Origin of the sequence: Agrobacterium vitis (assembly GCF_013426735.1) — a bacterium.
GTDB classification, from domain to species: Bacteria; Pseudomonadota; Alphaproteobacteria; order Rhizobiales; family Rhizobiaceae; genus Allorhizobium; species Allorhizobium vitis_D.
This window is the reverse complement of the sequence record NZ_AP023272.1, coordinates 1,398,563-1,418,736: the sequence shown is the minus strand read 5'-3', so window position 1 is coordinate 1,418,736 and position 20,174 is coordinate 1,398,563. Positions and strand designations below refer to the sequence as shown.

Here is a 20,174-nt window from a genome sequence, read left to right as displayed (position 1 = left end):
AACAAGAGAGGGAACGATCATGAAAAGCAAAATCACCACACTGCTTATGACTGCTGGCATTTCCATGCTGGCCGTGCAGGCCCATGCGGCAGACAAGCTGACCCTGCAATTAAAATGGGTCACACAGGCGCAGTTTGCCGGATATTACGTGGCCAAAGACAAGGGCTATTACAAAGAAGAAGGCCTTGACGTCGACATCAAGCCCGGTGGCCCGGACATTGCGCCCGCACAAGTGCTGGCCGGTGGCGGTGCCGATGTGATTGTCGATTGGTTGCCATCAGCCCTTGCCACCCGCGAAAAAGGCGTGCCGCTGGTCAATATCGCCCAGCCGTTCAAGCATTCGGGCATGATGCTGACCTGTCTGAAGGAAAGCGGTGTCAAAACGCCTGCCGATTTCAAGGGCAAGACGCTGGGCGTGTGGTTCTTCGGCAATGAATACCCGTTCCTGTCATGGATGGCGCATCTGGGCATCAAAACCGATGGCAGTGCTGATGGCGTGAAGGTGCTGAAACAGGGCTTTAACGTTGATCCGCTGTTGCAAAAGCAGGCCGCTTGCATTTCCACCATGACCTATAATGAATATTGGCAGGTCATCGATGCTGGCATCAAGCCAGATCAGCTGATCACCTTCCCCTATGAGAAGGAAGGCGTTGCCACGCTGGAAGACGGCCTTTATGTGCTGGAGCCAAAGCTGAAAGATCCGGCCTTCAAGGAAAAGATGGTCAAGTTCGTCCGTGCCTCGATGAAGGGATGGAAATGGGCTGAAAAGAACCCGGACGAGGCAGCCGGTATCGTGCTGGACAACGACGCCTCCGGAGCCCAGACCGAAAAGCATCAGAAGCGGATGATGAGCGAAGTGGCCAAGCTGACCGAAGGCTCAAAGGGCGCACTGGACGAGGCCGATTACAAGCGCACCGTGGCCACCCTGCTCGGCGGCGGCTCTGATCCGGTGATCAGCAAAGAACCTGTGGGTGCCTATACCCATGAAATTACCGATGCCGCGCTGAAATAGCAGATCCAACTTTCAATTTTATCGTGTATTCGCCGCCAGGGTCCTCATCCCGTTCCCTGGCGGCGGGGTTCCCAGAGGCTGACTGAGCGGCAGCGCTGAGCTTGCCCTAACCCTTTCATTTCATGGGATTTTCATATTGGCACAGGCCCGACTACCGCGTGCGGGCAAAACCGGGTTTACCACACAAGCCGATCCGCGATCAGGTCGAAGCCACGCGCTTTCCTTTAACTATTATTACAATGCAACCTCTTCGCTGCACCGGCTCTGTCTGCGGCGGGATTGCGCTGCAACGGCCCCTGTCGTAACGTAACCCTATTAAAAACCCGGGTTTTCCGTTGATCGGCAAACCTGACATTGTATTTAAAGCCATTTCGATAATATTAGCGTATTGTGGGTTTTCCATAGATCCCCAGGGATTTGAATAGACATGTTTGAAATCGTATCGTCCCTGGTCACAGCGCGCCCCGGGAAAAAGGCTCGCGCCCACTCTGCCTTCGTCCGCAAGGCCGCGATCCGGCGTGATAAATCAGGCATTGGGAGGATACCAGGGGTGATGGAAAGTCGGGTTGGAACTTCGGGCGTCAGGCCAATCATCCTCGTTCTGGCACTGCTTCTTTCGGTCAGCCAGGGCTGTTTCATACCGTCTGCGAACGCGCAATCTCCTGAGCCCGCAGCCAGCACCGATGCCCAGCTCCCGGCCATCGTCGTTGCGAAAGCCAGCACCCAGAGCCTGACCGACAAGGTGATCGGCACCGGAAGCGTCAAGGCTGTGGAGGAAATTTACGTCCAGCCTGAAGTGGATGGAATAGCCATTCGCAATCTTCTGGCCGATGTCGGCGACAAGGTGAAGGCCGGTCAAGTTCTGGCAACGCTGGATGGCGACAGCCTGATCCTGCAAAAGGCGCAGTATGCCGCCAACCAGGCCAAGGCCGAGGCCTCTCTTGCCCAGTACAAGATCCAGTTGATCGATGCGCAGGCCAGCGCAGCCGAAGCGGAACGGCAATTGGCGCGCGGCCAGTCGCTGGTCTCGGGCGGCACGATTTCCACCGCTCAGGTCCAGCAATACGAAACCTCCGCCATCAATGCCCGCAACAAGGTGGACAGCGCCCGCCAGTCCATCGCCATTGCCGAGGCCGAATTGAAAGTGGTGATCAGCCAGGTCGCCGATCTCAACCTGAAACTGGCCCGCACCGATATCAAGGCGCCGTTCGGCGGGTTGATCACCGCCCGCAATGCCCGCATCGGCGCCATTGCTGCCGGCTCCGGCCAGCCGCTGTTCACCATTATCCGCGACAGCAAGATCGAGCTGGTGGCCGAAGTATCCGAAAGCGATATGCAAAAAATGCGAATAGGCCAACCGGCCGAAATCGCCATTGCTGGACAGGCAACGCCGATCAGCGGCCATGTGCGGCTGATCTCACCCGCCATCAGCCCAACGACCAGGCTGGGCGAGGTCCATATTTTGCTGGATGATAGCGATGCGGCCCGCCAAGGCATGTATGCCAGCGCCTTGATTACCATTACATCCGCCTCAGGCATTGCCCTGCCCTTGTCGGCCATCGACAGCGGCAAGGCCGGGAGCTTTACCCGCATCGTGGAAAACGGCGTGGTCCGCCAAGTGAAAATCGAGACCGGCATTATCGAAAACGGCTTTATCCTGGTGACATCAGGCGTCAAGCCGGGCGATTTGGTGGTGCTGAAAGCAGGCGCTTTCGTGCGTGATGGCGACAAGGTCAGGCCGGTGCTTGAAACCGTGAGCCAGACCGGCGCAATATCCAACTGACGAGGCAAGACGATGAATTTCTCCGCCTGGTCAATCCGCAATCCGATAGCACCACTGCTAGGCTTCTTCCTGCTGATGGTGCTGGGCATCCAGTCCTTTAACAGCCTGCCCATTACCCGCTTTCCGAATATCGATGTGGCCGTCGTGTCGATCAGTGTCACCCAGAGCGGGGCGTCGCCGTCGGAACTGGAAATGCAGGTGACCAAGGAAATCGAGGATGCGGTCGCCTCGATCAACGGCGTCGATGAGATCTCGTCCAAGGTCAATGACGGCGTGTCGGTCACCTCGGTGGTGTTCCGCATTGAAATTCCCACCCAGCAGGCCGTTCAGGATGTCAAGGACGCGGTGGATCGAATCCGCAACGATCTGCCCGCTGGCGTCGATGAGCCGATCGTCAACAAGGTCGATGTCGAGGGCCAGGCGATCCAGACCTTTGCCGTCTCCGCCCCGAACATGACGCTCGAAGAATTGTCCTGGTTCGTCGATGACACAATCAAACGCGCGCTCCAGGGCCAGAAAGGCATTGGCCGCATCGACCGGATCGGCGGTGCCGACCGCGAGATCCGTATCGAGCTGGACCCGGACCGGCTGAATGCACTGGGCATTACCGCCGCCGACGTCAACAAGCAATTGCGCGGCACCAATGTCGATATCGGCTCGGGCCGGGGCCAGGTGGCTGGCGCCGAACAGGCGATCCGCGTGCTGGGCGATACCCGTAATGTCCAGGCGCTCGCCACCACCACCATTGCCATTTCCTCGGACCGCTTCGTCAAGCTTGCCGATCTTGGCCGGATCATCGACAGCTATACGGAGCCGAAAAGTTTCGCCCTGTTCGACAACCAGCCGGTGGTGTCCTTCTCGGTGTTCCGCTCCAAGGGGGCCTCCGACGTGGCCGTCGCCGAACTGGTGGCCAAGAGCCTCGATGAGGTGCGGGCCCAAAATCCTGATGTCGGCATCAACCTGATCAGCGATTTCGTCTATTTTACCTATGGTAATTACACCGCCGCCATCGATACCCTGCTGGAAGGGGCAATCCTGGCGGTCATCGTGGTGTTCCTGTTCCTGAAAAACTGGCGGGCAACGCTTATTTCGGCCATTGCTCTACCGCTTTCCGCCATACCGACCTTCTGGATCCTCGAGATGATGGGCTTTTCGCTCAATCTCGTCAGCTTCCTCGCCCTGACACTGGCGACCGGCATTCTGGTGGACGACGCCATCGTCGAAATCGAAAACATCGCCCGCCATATCAAGATGGGCAAGACGCCCTATCGGGCCGCCATCGAGGCAGCCGACGAAATCGGCCTTGCCGTCATCGCCACCACCTTCACCATTGTGGCCGTCTTCGTGCCCGTGTCCTTCATGGGCGGCATTCCCGGTCAATATTTCATCCAGTTCGGCCTGACGGTGGCCTTTTCCGTGCTGTTTTCGCTGCTGGTCGCCCGACTGATCACCCCGATGATGGCCGCATATCTGATGCGGCCGGAAGACGGCCATGACGGGGACGAAGGGCAGGAAGGCCGCTTCATGCGGCTCTATACGCGGCTTGTTCTGACGACCACCAGCACATGGTATCGCCGCTATCTGACACTGGCGGCAGCACTGGTGTTTCTGGTGGTATCTGTCGGCCTGCTGATGCAGGTTCCGACCAGCTTCCTGCCGCCAGAAGATGCCGGGCGTATCACGCTTTCAATAGAACTGCCGCCCAATGCCACGCTGGATGAAACCGAAAGCCGGGCCAGGCAGATCACCGAGACCTTGAAGCCGCTTGCCGGCGTGCAATCGGTCTTTGTCCAGGGCGGCACCTCGCCCAGTGGTGATCTGGAACTGCGGCGGGCGTCCGTAACCCTGCAACTCTTCCGCATCGAGCATTCGCTGGTCAAAACCGTGGTCAACAAACTGATCGGCGGCCTGCCGCTGATCGGCCCTCACCTGCCGAAAATGACCGTCGTCGGCCGCACGATCCCGCAATGGCAGATCGAAAAACAGGTCTTTGCCAAGCTGCACGACATTCCCGATATGCGCGTCCAGAAGATGAACGATCGCGGTGCCCGCGACATGGCATTCTACTTCCTCTCCAAGAACGAAGAGGATCTGACCGAGGCAGTCAGCATTCTGGAGGCGAAATTGCGCACCGTACCAGTGCTGGCCAATGTTAGCGCCGATGGCTCGCTGCCGCGCCCGGAATTGCAGATCCGTCCGAAAACCGATGAAATGGCCAGATTGGGCATCACCGCCCAGCAGGTTTCCGAAACCCTTCGCGTCGCAACCATCGGCGATATCGACGCGCAATTGCCGAAAATCTCGTTGGATGGCCGGTTGATCCCGATCCGGGTTCAAGCGGCGCTTGGCCAGCGTCGCGACCTTGGTGCTATCAGGGCGCTGAAAATCAAGTCTGCGTCCGGTTCCATGGTGCCGCTCTCCACCGTGGTCGATATCGATTACACCCAAGGCATCAGCTCGATCAAACGCAATCACCGCGACCGCGTGGTCTCGATCGGCGCCGACCTGCCGCAAGGCGTGGCGCTCGATACGGCGACGGCAGCCTTCAAGCAGGCGGTTGCCTCCGCCAAAATTCCCGCCAGCGTCTATCTGAAGGAAACCGGCGACACCAAGGTCCAGAAAGAAATGCTGGCGAGCTTTGTCAACGCGATGATCCTGGGCCTGCTGCTGGTGCTGATCGTGCTGATCCTGCTGTTCAAGGACATCATCCAGCCTTTCACCATCCTTCTGTCGCTGCCGCTGGCCGTCGGCGGCGTGGCCGTGGCGTTGATCATTACTCATAACGCGCTGTCCATGCCCGTGCTGATCGGCATCCTGATGCTGATGGGGATCGTCACCAAAAACGCCATCCTGCTGATCGACTTTGCCATCGAAATGCGCCGCCACGGCATGGAACGTGTCGAAGCCATGGTCGAGGCAGGCCGCAAGCGTGCAAGACCGATCATTATGACGTCGATAGCCATGTCGGCGGGCATGTTGCCCTCGGCGCTGGGCGTTGGCGAAGGCGGCTCGTTCCGCTCCCCCATGGCCATCGCCGTGATCGGCGGCATCATCGTCTCGACGGTGATGAGCCTTGTCGTCGTCCCCTCCTTCTTCCTTGTGATGGACGATCTGTCACGCCTGCTGGGCGTCGTCTTCGGCAGGCTGGTCGGCGCCAAGGAACAGGAACGAGAGCCGCTCGATACCGCCACCCTCACCGATTTACACGACCAGACCTCGGCCCAGATCTCCACGCTCGAAGCCCGCATGGATGGCCTGGAAGCAGGTGCTGCCCATCCGCCAAGGCGCCTCTCAGCGGGACCGTTCGGACGGGATTGATACGAAAATCCATTGAAAATGACAGATCCCACAAGGCGATACGGCAGCAATAGCGTATGGCCTTGTGCCGGGTTCGGTTTTCCACCCGACGCCCCTGCTTAATCCGTTGAACGGAGCTGCAATCACGCAAACCTGTGATTGTAATTGGCTATTGATCGAAATCAAACCATTGGCGCGATTTTCCCATTAGATTACCCCCATCGACCAGTGGCGGGGGGCCGATGGTGGGAAAGAGGGCGCCGTCTTGCACCAATGGGAACAGCTATATGTCCCGCGCAAGACCGAGCCGTTGCGACCACCCATTCCCCTTATGAACCATACCGCTATCAGGCGGGCGCTGCTGCGCAAGGGCTGAAGGAAAAGGACGGTCTGGCCGTGAACAAGGTTTTGAATTTGAACAGTCGCGATCGCAATATTCTGGTAAAATCACCCCTGATGGCCACGCTCGGCCCGGGTTCTTTAAACCGGATGCTGGAACTGGCGACAGTGTTGAGCTTCGAGGCGCGCGATATTCTGTTTCGCGAGGGCGACCCTGCCGATTATTTCTATTGCGTGCTGACCGGCTATGTCCGCCTCTATCGCCTGAACAAGGACGGTCGCGAAGCCGACATCCGCATCAGCGGCGGTGGTGATACCTTTGCCGAAAGCCTGTTGGCCATGGGCGATACCTATCACTATAACGCCCAGGCGGCGGAGCATGTGACCGTAGCGCGATTTGATCTCGCCAAAGTACGCCAGCTTGCAGAGCAGGAAAACGACATTGCCCGTTCAGTGATCCGCTGCCTTTCCAATTATCTGCGCAGCACCATGGATTGCATCGCCAATGACCGACTGCAAACCGCTCCGCAACGCGTAGCACAATATCTGATCGACAATTGCCCCAATAGCGGCGGTGCCGTGTCGATCCGCCTGCCCTTCCAGAAAAGCCTGCTGGCCGGCAAGCTGGGCCTTGCACCCGAAGCCCTGTCACGCGCCTTTTCCACCCTGCGGCACAGCGGCGTCACTGTGCGCGGCCGGATGGTCCAGATCAACGATGTCAACACACTCCGACAGATTTGACAGGCATAGTATCGCTGAAAGATGTCGCGAGAGATTTTCCAAAAGATCTGTTCCTGTCGCCTTTCCGATATAATGTCAGGTTTTGAAGATCGAAAATGGTGAAAGGGACAAGTGGAAAACGGGGCATATATCCGCTTTTGTCGCTTTCGCTTTTCCCACCTTCCTCAAAGATCAGGCAGCGACGAAATGCCAGCCCTTGTCTGCTTTTTCCACCCGCACGAAACCGGAAACATGGCCGCCTGAGGCAGTCCAGCCTTTTTCGCTTGCATGGGTGAAGATGGTCCGGCGGCTGTCGGCGCCCTGTCTGGCATCCGCGTCGTAGATGAAGCAGAAATCGGGGTCATCAAGCTGAAGTTTGGGCGCATGCACAAGATCGCCCCAAAGCACGAGCTTTTCCGCTCCCTCGCCAATCAGATAGCCGGAGTGACCAGGCGTGTGGCCGTGCATGGAAACCATCTCTATTCCAGGACGTACTTGCCCTTCCAGGACGGGTCGCACACGATCGGGGTAGATTTCCAGCAGGCGGGCAGCGATGTCGAAGCCACCACGCCGATAGACGGGGATGGTCTCCTTCAGCGGGGCATTGGTAAAAAAGGCCAGATCTGCTTGCGGGACGACGATTTCCGCTTGAGGAAAATATTGTCCGGCGTCGTCAAAAAGGCCCAGCGCATGGTCGCCATGCAAATGGGTGAGGAGAACCCGGCGCACATCGGCGCGGCTTATTCCAGCCCTCTCCAGCGCAGCCCTTCCAAGCCCCAGTTCAGGACCCCAATAAGGGCCTGTTCCCGCATCGACCAGGGTAATGCCGTCAGCGCTCGACAGCACGAAGAAATTGACGTCCATATCAATGGTGGGTGCCTCCCACGCCGCGACCGCCGCATTTCGCACCACGTCACTGCTGGCGTGATCCAGATGTTCAATCGGCGCTCTAAAAACACCATCGACCATGATCGTCACATCATAGCACCCGAAACGACGTATTTCCGTCATGTCAAAGGCCCCCATGGCTTTCAAGGAAGCGAACGATGTCGGCCACGCCCTCGCCACGCTTCAGGTCGGAAAACACATGCGGACGGGCCTCGCGCATACGCGCCGCATCGCGATCCATCACATCGAGATCCACCTCGACATAGGGTGCCAGATCCTTCTTGTTGATGACCAGTAGATCCGAGCGGGTAATGCCTGGCCCGCCTTTGCGGGGAATTTCCTCGCCCTGACAGACCGAGATTACATAGATCGTCACATCAGCCAGATCGGGCGAAAAGGTCGCGGCCAGATTGTCGCCACCGGATTCGATGAAAATCACGTCGAGATCGGGAATGCGCTCATTCAGTGAGGCAATCGCCTGGAGATTGATTGACGCATCCTCCCGGATCGCCGTATGCGGACAGCCGCCGGTCTCAACGCCCACCACCCGGTCAGAAGACAGCGCTTGCATGCGGATCAAAGCGTCGGCATCCTCACGGGTGTAGATATCATTGGTGACGACGGCCACCGAATAGCGGTCACGCATCGCCTTGCACAGCTTTTCCGTCAGTGCCGTCTTGCCTGAGCCGACCGGCCCACCAATTCCGACCCGCAACGGACCATTTGCCGATTTCATGCTTTTCCCCTTGTTCTTATCCAAGCTTCTAAAGCTGGCGATATCACGACCGGAACAGTCGCACAGATTGACCTTCATGGCGTGCCGAAACGATGTCTGCGGCAATCGTGGCGCTGCCAAGATCGTCCAACCCCGACTGGACGGCCCGGGCAGCTAGGCTTGCCACAGGCGCCTCGAGCCGCGACAGAATGGCGAGGCCACCGGTCTGGCCGATCAGGCTGAGGCGAATACCCGCCGAGACCTGCTGCGACAGGGCTGCGTGCAAATAGGCGGCAAGCACGGCTTCGCAACCTATCCCCTGACTGGCGCCGACCGCCCCAACCGCCACCGGATAGGCGATTGGATCGGGCGACAGAGCCGAAAGCGGGTCCGCCCAGGCGCGGCCCGCTTCACGAAACGCCGCGCCAAGTGCCGTGGTTTCCTGATAGCGCTCCCGAGAGCCGGCCAGCGCCAATGCCAGATCCGACACCTCGGTTAGGAACTGCGGCATATTCCAGACCCGCCAGGCCTCAGCCAGAAGCACCGCATCGTTCCAAACTGCGCCATGGTCCAGCAGCGATGTCAGCCAGGCCAGCAACGCCTCTTGGCGCCCGATAGCGGTGCCGTCACCATCGATCAACCCATCCTCGACCGCCTTTTCCAGCCCGCCCGAATAGGCAAAGCCGCCCACAGGAAAGGCCGGCGAGAGCCATGTCATCAGCCGGATCAGGCCGAGCGTGTCGAGAGCAATGGTCATCGTCGATCAGGAATGGGCGTGATGGGCATGTGACCCATGGCTGTGATAAGCGCCACGCACCGGCTGAAACGGCTCCACCACCTCACTGACCGTCGCGCCCAAGCCCTCCAGCATGGCGCGGATCACCGGATCACGGCCGATCAGGATGCGGTCCAGTTCGATCTGAGCAGGGAGATGACGGTTGCCAAGATGCCAGGCCAGTTCCAGCAGATGCTGCCCGTCGCGCGGCACAATCGCGTAGAGCCGTTCATCGGCGGCCTTCACCGCGATCTGGTCGCCGTTATCAAGCACCAGACGGTCGCCATCGGCAAAAAGTACCGCTTCCTTCAGGTCCAGCATCACCATCTCGCCATCGGCTAGATGCAGCAGTTTGCGACGCAGGTGGCGCATGTCATGGGCCAGAACAACCGTCGATACCGCCGGATCAAGGGCATCTGAGGCCGGAAGATAAGAAATCACACGCAGCATCGGCACTCCATGACCCTGCGGATCGCCAATGGCTCCGCAACGCTTATATCGATTCACTAAACCGGATTTGGCGGATAACCTTGGGAGAGGCTCCAGCCATTGCGAACGCCGAGTTTGCGCAAAACAAAGGCCGGGCGCAACAGGCAAATGGGCCTGTGCCGTTGTTATCGCAAATATCAAAGCAATGATCGAGCTGCTCAGGATACGGCCTGGATAACCTGCTTCAACGGCTGCGGGCCATGGGTCATTTCATGCACGATACAGTTGCGGCCATTAGCCTTGGCACGGTAAAGCGCGCGGTCGGCCGCCGCATAGACCACTTCCGGCCGCCTTTCCGGCGAAATTTCCGCAACGCCGATCGATATGGATGTCGAAATCAACCGACCGTCGAAATGCAGCCGAAGGTCGGAAATACTGCGGCGGATCATGTCGATCCGCTCAAACCGCTGCTGGATCGTGTCGCCTTGGATGATCAAACCGAATTCCTCGCCGCCAAGCCTGGCCGTGACATGCGGATCATTGGCGAAATGGCACAGAATGTCTGCCACGGCCCGAATGACGAAATCACCGGCGCTGTGGCCGTAAGCATCGTTGATAGACTTGAACCAATCGAGATCGGCGATGGCCAGCGAAGCGTTCCCCTCCGTCTGGTCCAGCGCTTCCGAAAAGGCACGCCGGTTCAGCAGGCCGGACAGACCGTCAATCCTGCTCAGATGCTCGTATTTTGCCTTGGCGATGGCGAGACTGCGGATTTCACGCGCCACGAAGACACCGGTAATCGTCGCCACGAAACTGCCCAACAACCAGCTCATCGCCACGCTGAGCTTGACCGCATCGATGATCGGCATCGGCATCAGACCCAGCATCCAACAGAACGGCAGGGCAACGATCTGAAAGCCAAGCGCAAGCGAAACGGACGAAAACATCAGATGCATGACAAAGCTGAAAATGTTTCCCCTTTGCGAGAGATCTTCAAATCCTCGGCGCAGCGAAAGCCAGTTCAATATTCGAATCAATTGCCGCCCCCTTCTCTGCTTTTCTCTGGGATAGGCCTGTTTTGTGTGTCGTTTCCTAAATCAATACCTAGAATTTTAACGATTGATTGTATGGGCCACCGCATCATTTCAATACACGAACAGCCAAAACAGATCATCCGGGCAAAGGCAGGGGCGCTACCGCATAAAGCGATACACCGAACTTTAGTGCGCCATGTTGGATGGACGGCGCTGTAACGGAAATACCAGCGGCCCGCGCATCACCGAAACAAAAAAACCCGGCACACAGCCGGGTTTTTCTGGTCTCGCAGACGTGTTTAATCGCGCCTACGAAGGTGTGTTGAAAAGCAGTCGTCGTCTTAAGCCGCCTGCTTTTCCTTCAGCTTTTCCAGGATATTCTGCGGCGAAGACACACCATAAGGGTCGCTATCGCAATTGTCGGAATAGCCTTCTTCTTCGAACCACTGCTCCACCACGCCATCGTTGATGATAGCCGCATAGCGCCAGGAGCGCATGCCGAAGCCGAGATTGTCCTTGGACACCAGCATGCCCATCTTGCGGGTGAACTCACCGGAGCCATCGGGAATGAGCTTGACATTGGCCAGCCCCTGCTGCTTGCCCCAGGCATTCATAACGAAAGCATCATTGACCGAAATGCAGTAGATGTCGTCAATGCCGGCAGACTGGAACTCGCTATAAAGCTTTTCGAAATCCGGCAGTTGGTAGGTCGAGCAGGTGGGAGTGAAAGCACCCGGAAGCGAAAAGAGCACGACTTTCTTGCCCTTGAAGTAATCATCCGAGGTCATATCTTGCCAACGGAAGGGGTTTGGGCCACCGACCTCTTCATCGCGAACGCGGGTACGAAACGTGACGCTGGGCACTTTTCTGCCAATAAGCATCGCTGATCTCCTTTGATAGACATGATGAAGCGTAAAAATGATGAAAAGCGGCCTTTTACCGGGCCACCGGGATCAGCCCTTCGATTACCGCATAACCATGTGCGGCGCAGCATAAAACAGCATGCTGGACGCCGAAGCATGCCTGACATGCGCATAGTGCATGGCGGACCCATTCGGCATTGCAGAATGATAGCCAGTTTCGCTTTTAACGCGGAAAAAGCTCAAACCGGGCAAACCGGCCTATTGCGCGCGCTGTATAGAAGACCAACCGCGATGCATTGGCCACTGCTGTCTCGACAGCAACGTATGCAACCGATCACAACTTTAACAAAGCTTCATAATAGCACATTATTGCCCTAATTTAAGATCTATACATTCAATGGTCGATACAGAGGGCGATTATCACATAAAAAAACAGACAAAACAGATCTTGAAGCATTGCAAAAAACTTTGTTACGTATTTTAATCCGGAAATATTCGACCTTAACGATTTGTTAAGAATTTGCACAAAATTCGGCATCGAAACAGGCTTTCGAATGCCAATCGCCGACAGAAGATCTTTTTTGGTATTGGGTAGGGTTGGAGACGGAAACGATGTTGAATGCGAAAAAGCAGCCTATGACCCGGCACGTATTGCCGGTCGTAGAAGACACCAATGGTCCGGTGGGCAAAGCCATTGACCGGGACCCATCCGTCAGAAATATCCGTTTGTCGGTGCTGGCACCGACCCGTTACCCCTGGCGCTTCAATTCACCGCGCCACAGCCGGCACATGATCGAAAATCGCAATTTCGTGCCGATGAACTACGTATCGCCGAAGCTGGAAGGCATCACGGTCCTGTCGCCATTTCCGCCGCGCCGGTTCGACCTCATCCATGCGTTCAACCGGATACCGATGAGCGCGACACCTTTCATGATCTCTTTTGAATCCCATATGCCGCGCGGCTTCGGCATTGAGACCTCAGCACTTTATGCCTTCATGACCCGGCGTCTGATTTCCGACCGCTGTCTCGGGATCGGCGCGATTTCCGAACATGCACGGCGGATCTTTCAAAAGACCCATAGAAATAACCCTGCCTATGAGGCGCTGAACAGGAAGCTGTTCATGCGCTATCCAAATATGGAAATCGAAGAGCGACCGGATACGTTCAACGATGAAAACCAGGGGCCGATCCGCGTCGTCTTCGTCGGAAATCACTTTGCCCGCAAGGGCGGTTGCGTTGGCGTGCGCATGGCCGAACTTGCCATGGAGCGCGGCATTCCGCTGGAAGTCGATATCGTCTCCACCGTGGAAGTCGGACCGATGTCCTGGACTGACCCGTTGGTGCCCGGCTACTTTGATCGTTACCGCAAATTGTTGAGCCTGCCGAATGTTCGCCATGTCCAGAACATTCCAAATAGCGAAGTGCTCAAAATCCTGCGCAACGCACATTTCTCGCTGCTGACAACATTTTGCGACACATTCGGCTTCAGCGCGATTGAATCCGAGGCCAATTACGTGCCGGTGATTGCCACCAAACAGGGCGCCCTGCCGGAATTCATCAAGCACCGGCAAAACGGCATTCTGCTCGACATGGAGACAACCGATATCGGTGAGTGGAAGCATATTGCCGACGACCGCAGCACGCCGGAATTTGCCGAGATTCATGCCCGCGAGATCGAGCGACTGGCCGAAGAAAGCCTGAACGAAGTCGTCGCCGCCATGGCCGACCAGAATGCTTACAAAGCCATGCGCCAAGCCGCCTATCGCACTGCAAAGACGATGTTTTCGGCGAAGGATGCCAATGAATTCTGGGACGATTTTTATGTGGAAGCCTTGAATGAGTACCGGACGGGCCACAATTCCTCCGGGCTGATGCAAAAGCCGTTTTCAGGCTGAACCCGTTTCAGCGGCGATGCTGCCTGCCTTTAAGAGAGGGCGACGGGAGTGGACGTTAAAGCGTCGCCACCTCTTCAATGCCAATAGATTTAAGGAAAAGTAGTGGTGGGCTATCAGCCCACCACATTCGCTTTTCCGCCTTCGATAACGAAGTGCCGTCCTTCATTCTCCATAAAACGCCAGTCCTCTGCCTGCGAACCATCCGGGAAAATTTGCAGGCGATAACCACCTGACAATTGAAGATCTGCTCCACAATATCTGTCGCATGTTACCGACTGGACAATGAGATGATCCGTGGCATTTACAAAGGACTTTGTGGCTTCGTCGTAACCTTGCAGCAAGGCTGCAATCCGCACGAATTGCAACGTACCAAATTGAGGATCCTCGACGTTTACAGGAGCACCCTCCTCAGGCTCCATGAAACGATCTGAGGACCCTGTCACGACCCCATTCTCCGTGACAATCCGCCAGGAACATTGAATGTGGAGCGCATGTGATCCCACAGTTCCAGACTTTCCCCGCGCTGATAGACTTGGACGAATGGAGCCAAAATGGAAAACTTTCGTATCTGCCGCATTGCGGGCAATGCTTAAAGACAGACCGACAAGAACTTGCAGACTGTCCCGCAAGAAGGCTTGATTTTCAGATTCAGACATCACCACCAGTCACAATAATACCAAGGCTCTGACATGCTCACGCGTCCCCGCCTTAAAGAGATCGCAAAAGGAATACGATGAGTCATTTTCAATGACCCATCGTATAACCCCCATCAAAACAAGAAATACCGCTGTGCCATTGGCAAAACAGTGGCCGGTTCGCAGGTCAGCAATTCGCCGTCGGCACGCACTTCGTAGGTTTCCGGATCGACCTCGATATGCGGTGTCAGGCTGTTGTGGATCATCGACGCCTTGGAAATGCCGCCGCGGGTGTTTTTTACCGCCAGCAATTGCTTGGAAACGCCGAGCCGCGCCGCCAGACCTACATCCAACGAGGCCTGAGACACGAAGGTGACGGAGGAATTGGTGCGGGCCTTGCCATAGGCGCCGAACATATGCCGGTAATGCACCGGCTGCGGCGTGGGGATTGAGGCGTTGGGATCACCCATCGGGGCGGCGGCAATCGATCCGCCAAGCAGCACCATATCCGGTTTGACGCCGAAAAACGCCGGGTTCCAGATCACCAGATCGGCGCGCTTGCCGATTTCAATCGAGCCGATTTCATGGGAGAGACCATGGGCAATCGCCGGGTTGATGGTGTATTTGGCGATGTAGCGCTTGACGCGCATATTGTCGTTTTCGCCGGTTTCCGATGGCAGCCGTCCGCGCTGGCGCTTCATCTTGTCGGCCGTCTGCCAGGTACGGATCGCCACTTCGCCGACCCGGCCCATGGCCTGGCTGTCCGACGAAATGATCGAAAACGCGCCGATATCATGCAGAATGTCTTCCGCCGCAATGGTTTCCTTGCGGATACGGCTTTCGGCAAAGGCGATGTCTTCCGGGATCGACGGGCTCAAGTGATGGCAGACCATCAGCATGTCGAGATGCTCAGCCAGAGTATTGATCGTATAGGGCCGCGTCGGATTGGTAGAGGATGGTATCACATTCGGCTGGCCGCAGATCTTGATGATATCAGGCGCATGGCCGCCGCCTGCCCCTTCGGTGTGGAAGGCATGGATGGTGCGGCCCTTGATAGCGCCGATGGAATCCTCGACGAAACCGCTTTCGTTCAGCGTATCGGTATGGATCATAACCTGCACGTCGTATTCGTCGGCCACCGAGAGGCAGCAATCGACGGCACCGGGGGTTGTACCCCAATCCTCATGCAGTTTCAGGGCGCAGGCGCCGCCCAGCACCATTTCCTCCAGCGCGCCGGGCAGCGAGGCGTTGCCCTTGCCCGCAAAAGCCAGGTTCATCGGGAAAGCATCCGCCGCCTCGATCATCCGGGCAATATGCCAGGGACCGGGTGTGCAGGTGGTGGCAAGCGTGCCATGCGCAGGGCCGGTGCCGCCGCCCAACATGCAGGTCAGCCCGCTCATCAGCGCTTCCTCGATCTGCTGCGGGCAGATGAAATGGATATGGCTGTCCATGCCGCCCGCCGTGACAATCTTGCCTTCCCCGGCAATCGCTTCCGTGCCGGGGCCGACAATGATATTGACGCCCGGCTGAGTATCGGGATTGCCCGCCTTGCCGATTGCCACGATACGGCCATCCTTCAAGCCGATATCCGCCTTGACGATGCCCCAGTGATCGACGATCAGCGCATTGGTGATGACCGTATCGACCGCGCCGTCCACGCGCGTCGCCTGGCTTTGCCCCATGCCATCGCGGATCACCTTGCCGCCGCCGAATTTCACTTCGTCGCCGTAATGGGTGAAATCCTTTTCCACCTCGATGAACAGCTCAGTATCAGCCAGCCGCACTTTGTCCCCGGTCGTGGGGCCGAACATGCTGGCATAGGCGGCGCGGGACATTTTGAAAGGCATGGTCAGGCTCCTTGGGACAGGACAGATAAGGGTGAAGGCCCGAGGCGCGTCAGCCGCCCGGCCTCGATATGTGCATCGATCACTTGCCGTTCCGCAGCAAAAGGATGGCCATCCCAACCCGTGTGCGAAAAGCCAGCGACGAAAATCCGATCTCCGGCAAAAGCCGGATCGTGAAGAACATGGCTCATCACCACCAGGCCGCTGCTCGGCGTGACATAGAGGCCGGGATCGTAGGGGTCCAATGCCGCGACAGCAGCCTCATGGGCCAAGGCGGGCAAAACGACGTGATCCTTGCCGTTGCTGCGGGCAAATTCGGCAAAATTGTCGGTCTGATCCTCAAACAGATCGTCAAGTTCGGGAAAATTCACCAGAATATCCGGCTTCATCGCCTCGAATTTTGCGGGATCGCGCACCGACCAGATCGCACCGCTGGTATCGACAGCCGGACTGTTGCGCCAGGCACAATCGGCCAGCATGGCTTTGGCGGGACGGCCGGTATTGCACACCGCCATCACGTCGGTTCGGTGTCCGGCCATGCCGAAATTGCGCGCACCATTGAAGCGGATGACCATATCGGCAGCATCAATGGCGTCCGCAACCTCCTGAGGAACCTCGCCATTGCCAATGATCATGATCTTGCGATCCATGCCTGTCCGATCCGCTTATCGAGTTTCAGCCAAGGATTTCAATTCCTTGGTTCGCGTTTTCGTCACCTCCGCCTTGCAGGCGGCAACCTCCATGGGCTCCATCGTGCCACCCCGGACATAAAATCCCTGGGCCTCACATTGACCGTCGCGGTAATCGATCCAGGCGCGCTGGGCTTTCAGCAAGGCCTTTTCAGCCCCCTTGAGATCATCGTCCAGCGTTGCGTCCTGCTCGACGAAGACCTTGCGGGTGATTTTCCATTGGGCATTCATGGCCTTGTCCGCCGCGTCGAAATCCTTGATCGCGCAGGCCGTCATATCGCTCTGGGTTTTCGGGTCCTTGCAATCCAGCGCTTGCGCCAGAACACCATGGATAGATGACATTACCCCAAACCCTGCCAGCATGATCAGCCGCGAAACAGGCGTCATAGCGGCCCCATGACCTTCTGGCGAAAGCCATAGACCTCGCGTTTACCGGCCAGCGGGATCAGCGTCACTTCCCGCGTCTGGCCCGGCTCAAAGCGCACCGCAGTCCCCGCCGGAATATCCAGCCGCATGCCGCGCACCTTGTCCCGGTCGAAGGACAGCCCCGCATTGGTCTCGAAGAAATGATAATGACTGCCCACCTGTACCGGACGGTCGCCGGTATTGGACACTTCAATCGTCACGGTCGGCTGACCGGCATTCAGCTCGATCTCGCCACTCGCGGCAATGATTTCACCCGGTTTCATCACTGTCTCTCCCGTCATCGGTTCCCGGCGAGCCGGAAAACCACATTGTCCATGCATGAAATAATACATCCGGAAAGACCGGATGGATCACCGATCAAGCCGCTCGGCCGGGCTTGCAGCCTTCCGCCTTAAGAACCCGCGTGGTGGATGGCGGATTGTTGGCGAGCTTGCCCGCCGGGCGGATGGGTCTGCGCACCAGTTCGCCGCCGCAATTGGGGCAGATTCCGGCCAGCACGCCCTCAGCACAGGCAGCGCAATAGGTGCATTCGAAGCTACAGATCATCGCCTCACGGCTGTCAGGCGGCAGATCGCGGTCGCAGCATTCACAGTTGGGGCGAAGCTCCAGCATGGCGTTAGCGGATCGGTTCGTGGACGGTCACCAGCTTGGTGCCATCGGGAAAGGTCGCTTCGACCTGCACGTCATGGATCATTTCGGCAATGCCGTCCATCACTTGGTCGCGGGTGATCACATGCGCACCCGCCTCCATTAACTCGGACACGGCGCGGCCATCGCGAGCCCCTTCTACGACGAAATCGGAAATCAGCGCAATCGCCTCGGGATAGTTCAGCTTGACGCCGCGCTCCAGCCTGCGCCGGGCGACCATGGCCGCCATGGAAATCAGAAGCTTGTCTTTTTCTCTTGGGCTGAGATTCATGGGTGCTCCGATGATAATGCCGGTTACAAGGTCCAGACTTTCGGCACAGACGCGCCATCGCGCAAGGCCGAAATCACTGGAACCAATAATTTTCTGAGGGAAAATCCATCGCTGCTGATAAAACGGGCAACCAGCTTGTCATTCCACAGGCTTATGCCGATATCGCCCAGATCAGATGGGCGGTCCGTCAACCGGCGCAGCGTCGCCATATGCGCCTCCGCGTTTCGCCCCGTATACAGCAATGTAGCAAAGGCGACCCTGCCGCCCAGCACCGCTTTTTCAGCGGTGAGATCGGCAATATCGCCTGTTAACGCCAAATCTTCGGCATGAATGAGCCGCCCTGAGCGGCGGATGCGCCAGCGGTCGCGCACCAGACCCTGACGCATCGCCTCGCCCATCGCCTTGCGACCCAGCAGAATGGCCTCGACACTGAGAAATTCCGCTGTCTCATGCAGATCAACCTCCAGCCTGCGGGTCAGGGATGCCTGATCAAACAGGATGGATTCCTGCGGCAGCCAATGGACCGCCGCCCCCTCGCCGACCGTGATGCGGCTGCTGATCGACGCCGTATCGGCGGCAGCCTTGTAGATTTTCTCGCAGGCCTGGGTGGTCAGGGTCAGATGAGTGCCATCACCGACGGTAAAGTCCCAATCGAGTTGATCACCGCCGGTCAGCCCGCCGGAGGAATTGATCAGCACCGCTTCCATCCGACCATCGAAACTTTCGGGAATACGGATCTTGGCGCAGCCCTCCTGGAAGAAGGTTTCCAACCGGCTGCGGCCTTGAAACAGCTTGGTGTCCAGCCGTCCGCTTCCTTTGGCGCGTTGCGGCTTGATCAGTATGGCGGGCTGTATGGTCATGCCTTCAACGCTTCGATTTCGAGAAGAAATCCCACATCATATCAGTGGCATTCAGATCGAAGGAAACCTTGCCGATCACCTTCTGGATCTTCAGCGATGCGGTGCTGCCCGGCCATGTATGGCCCGCTCCCGCCAAACGGTAGGAAGCGATGCGCGCGCCGTCCGCACATTGGGCATAATCGGTGGTTTCGACCCGGCCCTCGGTTTTCACGGTGGGAGCCTTGCACCCGTCCAGCTCCGCCCAGCGATGCAGTGCGGCATCCGCGCCGTAACCCCAATAGGGCAGGCCCTGCCCGGCAATCGGGTTGATCTTGTCGTCCAGCCCGGCAAAGGCAATCAGCGACATCGGTTTTGCAGGTTTGCAGGTCGCAGTATCCGGCACGAAACCATCGCCTTCACGCTTCGGCGGCCCGGCCCGCAGGCCGACCACCAGACCGGCAGCGGCAAAATCGGTGTTTCCATCGCAAAGATATTGCGACACCATCCGCCCGCCGCCGGAATAGCCGGTGGCATAAAAGCGCGCCGGATCGACGCAGAAATTGTCTTCGACCGCCTTGATCACATCGCGGATATAGGCCTCTTCATCGGCCTCGCCTTTGGCGACGCCCGGCACGTTCCAGGCGAAATAGCCCGCCCGCTTGGTGGGCATCGACCCCTGCGGCGCGACAGCGATAAAGCCTTCGCGCTCAGCCACCCGCTCCCATTCGCTCCGGTCCAGTTGCTCATTGGCATTGCTGTCGGACCCGTGGAAATCGAACACGACAGGCACCTTGTCCTGGCCGCTATAGCTGGAGGGAATGAAATAGGAAAACACCCTCTCATGCCCGCCAGAGGTCAGTGTCATATCATAACGGCCCACATCCCTGGGCTGACCGCAACCAGCTGCCGATGCGGAGCCGGTCGAAAGCGTCAGAAGGGAAACGACTGCCGCAATCGCCACACCGGACAGAGTGCCAACTCTTCGCAGAACGGGCTTTTCGCATTTATTTTCAATATTTTGCATATAGTCCTCCGCAGCGGGGCCACGGTAGCAAAAGACCGATACGATGC

The 20,174-nt window shown here is 57.8% G+C and carries 20 protein-coding genes; 5 read left to right on the top strand and 15 right to left on the bottom strand.

The window, feature by feature from the left end:
* The first annotated feature begins 19 nt into the window (after nucleotides 1–19).
* From H1Y61_RS06390 to H1Y61_RS06375, 4 genes are all read left to right on the top strand, one after another.
* Nucleotides 20–1,012 carry an ABC transporter substrate-binding protein gene (locus H1Y61_RS06390; protein ID WP_180574061.1) on the top strand — a complete coding sequence of 331 codons (993 nt, stop codon included), beginning with the start codon at nucleotides 20–22 and terminating at the stop codon, nucleotides 1,010–1,012.
* A gap of 553 nt (nucleotides 1,013–1,565) precedes the next feature.
* Nucleotides 1,566–2,795: an efflux RND transporter periplasmic adaptor subunit gene (locus H1Y61_RS06385; protein WP_235680846.1), complete on the top strand. Its 1,230-nt coding sequence runs from the start codon at nucleotides 1,566–1,568 to the stop codon at nucleotides 2,793–2,795.
* A gap of 12 nt (nucleotides 2,796–2,807) precedes the next feature.
* Entirely contained in the window at nucleotides 2,808–6,113 is a 3,306-nt protein-coding gene (locus tag H1Y61_RS06380; RefSeq protein WP_180574060.1) for an efflux RND transporter permease subunit, read from the top strand.
* Between the two features lie 369 nt (nucleotides 6,114–6,482).
* Entirely contained in the window at nucleotides 6,483–7,172 is a 690-nt protein-coding gene (locus H1Y61_RS06375; RefSeq protein WP_041696996.1) for a Crp/Fnr family transcriptional regulator, read from the top strand.
* Between the two features lie 171 nt (nucleotides 7,173–7,343).
* On the opposite strand, the gene aidB is transcribed toward H1Y61_RS06375, so the two are convergent.
* From aidB to H1Y61_RS06345, 6 genes are all read right to left on the bottom strand, one after another.
* Nucleotides 7,344–8,162 carry an AidB family quorum-quenching N-acyl homoserine lactonase gene (aidB, locus tag H1Y61_RS06370; RefSeq protein ID WP_180574059.1) on the bottom strand — a complete coding sequence of 273 codons (819 nt, stop codon included), beginning with the start codon at nucleotides 8,160–8,162 and terminating at the stop codon, nucleotides 7,344–7,346.
* A gap of 1 nt (nucleotide 8,163) precedes the next feature.
* A complete protein-coding gene (gene ureG, locus H1Y61_RS06365) occupies nucleotides 8,164–8,775 on the bottom strand; it encodes an urease accessory protein UreG (RefSeq protein ID WP_180574058.1) in 612 nt (203 codons plus the stop codon).
* Between the two features lie 43 nt (nucleotides 8,776–8,818).
* Complete coding sequence (locus H1Y61_RS06360) at nucleotides 8,819–9,511, bottom strand: urease accessory protein UreF (protein WP_180574057.1); 693 nt, start codon at nucleotides 9,509–9,511, stop codon at nucleotides 8,819–8,821.
* A gap of 6 nt (nucleotides 9,512–9,517) precedes the next feature.
* The gene (ureE, locus tag H1Y61_RS06355) at nucleotides 9,518–9,979 is read right to left on the bottom strand and encodes an urease accessory protein UreE (RefSeq protein WP_180574056.1); all 462 of its coding nucleotides are present in this window, start codon (nucleotides 9,977–9,979) and stop codon (nucleotides 9,518–9,520) included.
* Nucleotides 9,980–10,176: 197 nt separating this feature from the next.
* Nucleotides 10,177–10,995, bottom strand: a complete 819-nt coding sequence (locus H1Y61_RS06350; protein WP_180574055.1) for a GGDEF domain-containing protein — start codon at nucleotides 10,993–10,995, stop codon at nucleotides 10,177–10,179.
* 338 nt (nucleotides 10,996–11,333) lie between these two features.
* Entirely contained in the window at nucleotides 11,334–11,873 is a 540-nt protein-coding gene (locus H1Y61_RS06345) for a peroxiredoxin (RefSeq protein ID WP_174111525.1), read from the bottom strand.
* A gap of 594 nt (nucleotides 11,874–12,467) precedes the next feature.
* On the opposite strand from H1Y61_RS06345, the gene H1Y61_RS06340 reads away from it, so the two are divergent.
* On the top strand, nucleotides 12,468–13,751 hold the full coding sequence (locus tag H1Y61_RS06340) for a glycosyltransferase family 4 protein (RefSeq protein WP_180574054.1): 1,284 nt from the start codon (nucleotides 12,468–12,470) through the stop codon (nucleotides 13,749–13,751).
* 113 nt (nucleotides 13,752–13,864) lie between these two features.
* On the opposite strand, the gene H1Y61_RS06335 is transcribed toward H1Y61_RS06340, so the two are convergent.
* The 9 genes from H1Y61_RS06335 to H1Y61_RS06295 all read right to left on the bottom strand — a co-directional run bounded on the left by H1Y61_RS06335 (nucleotide 13,865) and on the right by H1Y61_RS06295 (nucleotide 20,127).
* The gene (locus tag H1Y61_RS06335; protein WP_180574053.1) at nucleotides 13,865–14,407 is read right to left on the bottom strand and encodes a hypothetical protein; all 543 of its coding nucleotides are present in this window, start codon (nucleotides 14,405–14,407) and stop codon (nucleotides 13,865–13,867) included.
* Nucleotides 14,408–14,520: 113 nt separating this feature from the next.
* A complete protein-coding gene (ureC, locus tag H1Y61_RS06330) occupies nucleotides 14,521–16,233 on the bottom strand; it encodes an urease subunit alpha (RefSeq protein WP_180574052.1) in 1,713 nt (570 codons plus the stop codon).
* A 2-nt stretch (nucleotides 16,234–16,235) separates the two neighbouring features.
* On the bottom strand, nucleotides 16,236–16,880 hold the full coding sequence (locus tag H1Y61_RS06325; protein WP_180574051.1) for a Urease operon accessory protein: 645 nt from the start codon (nucleotides 16,878–16,880) through the stop codon (nucleotides 16,236–16,238).
* A gap of 15 nt (nucleotides 16,881–16,895) precedes the next feature.
* Nucleotides 16,896–17,306, bottom strand: a complete 411-nt coding sequence (locus H1Y61_RS06320) for a lysozyme inhibitor LprI family protein (protein WP_180574050.1) — start codon at nucleotides 17,304–17,306, stop codon at nucleotides 16,896–16,898.
* Nucleotides 17,303–17,608 (bottom strand): urease subunit beta, encoded by a 306-nt coding sequence (locus H1Y61_RS06315; protein WP_015916908.1) that lies wholly within the window; start codon nucleotides 17,606–17,608, stop codon nucleotides 17,303–17,305. Before H1Y61_RS06315 ends, H1Y61_RS06320 begins: the two co-directional genes overlap by 4 nt.
* A gap of 94 nt (nucleotides 17,609–17,702) precedes the next feature.
* Nucleotides 17,703–17,957: a DUF1272 domain-containing protein gene (locus H1Y61_RS06310; RefSeq protein WP_180574049.1), complete on the bottom strand. Its 255-nt coding sequence runs from the start codon at nucleotides 17,955–17,957 to the stop codon at nucleotides 17,703–17,705.
* Nucleotides 17,958–17,961: 4 nt separating this feature from the next.
* Nucleotides 17,962–18,264, bottom strand: a complete 303-nt coding sequence (locus H1Y61_RS06305) for an urease subunit gamma (protein WP_015916910.1) — start codon at nucleotides 18,262–18,264, stop codon at nucleotides 17,962–17,964.
* A 23-nt stretch (nucleotides 18,265–18,287) separates the two neighbouring features.
* Entirely contained in the window at nucleotides 18,288–19,124 is an 837-nt protein-coding gene (locus H1Y61_RS06300) for an urease accessory protein UreD (protein WP_180574048.1), read from the bottom strand.
* 4 nt (nucleotides 19,125–19,128) lie between these two features.
* Nucleotides 19,129–20,127: a CE1 family esterase gene (locus tag H1Y61_RS06295; RefSeq protein ID WP_180574047.1), complete on the bottom strand. Its 999-nt coding sequence runs from the start codon at nucleotides 20,125–20,127 to the stop codon at nucleotides 19,129–19,131.
* Between the last annotated feature and the right edge of the window lie 47 nt (nucleotides 20,128–20,174).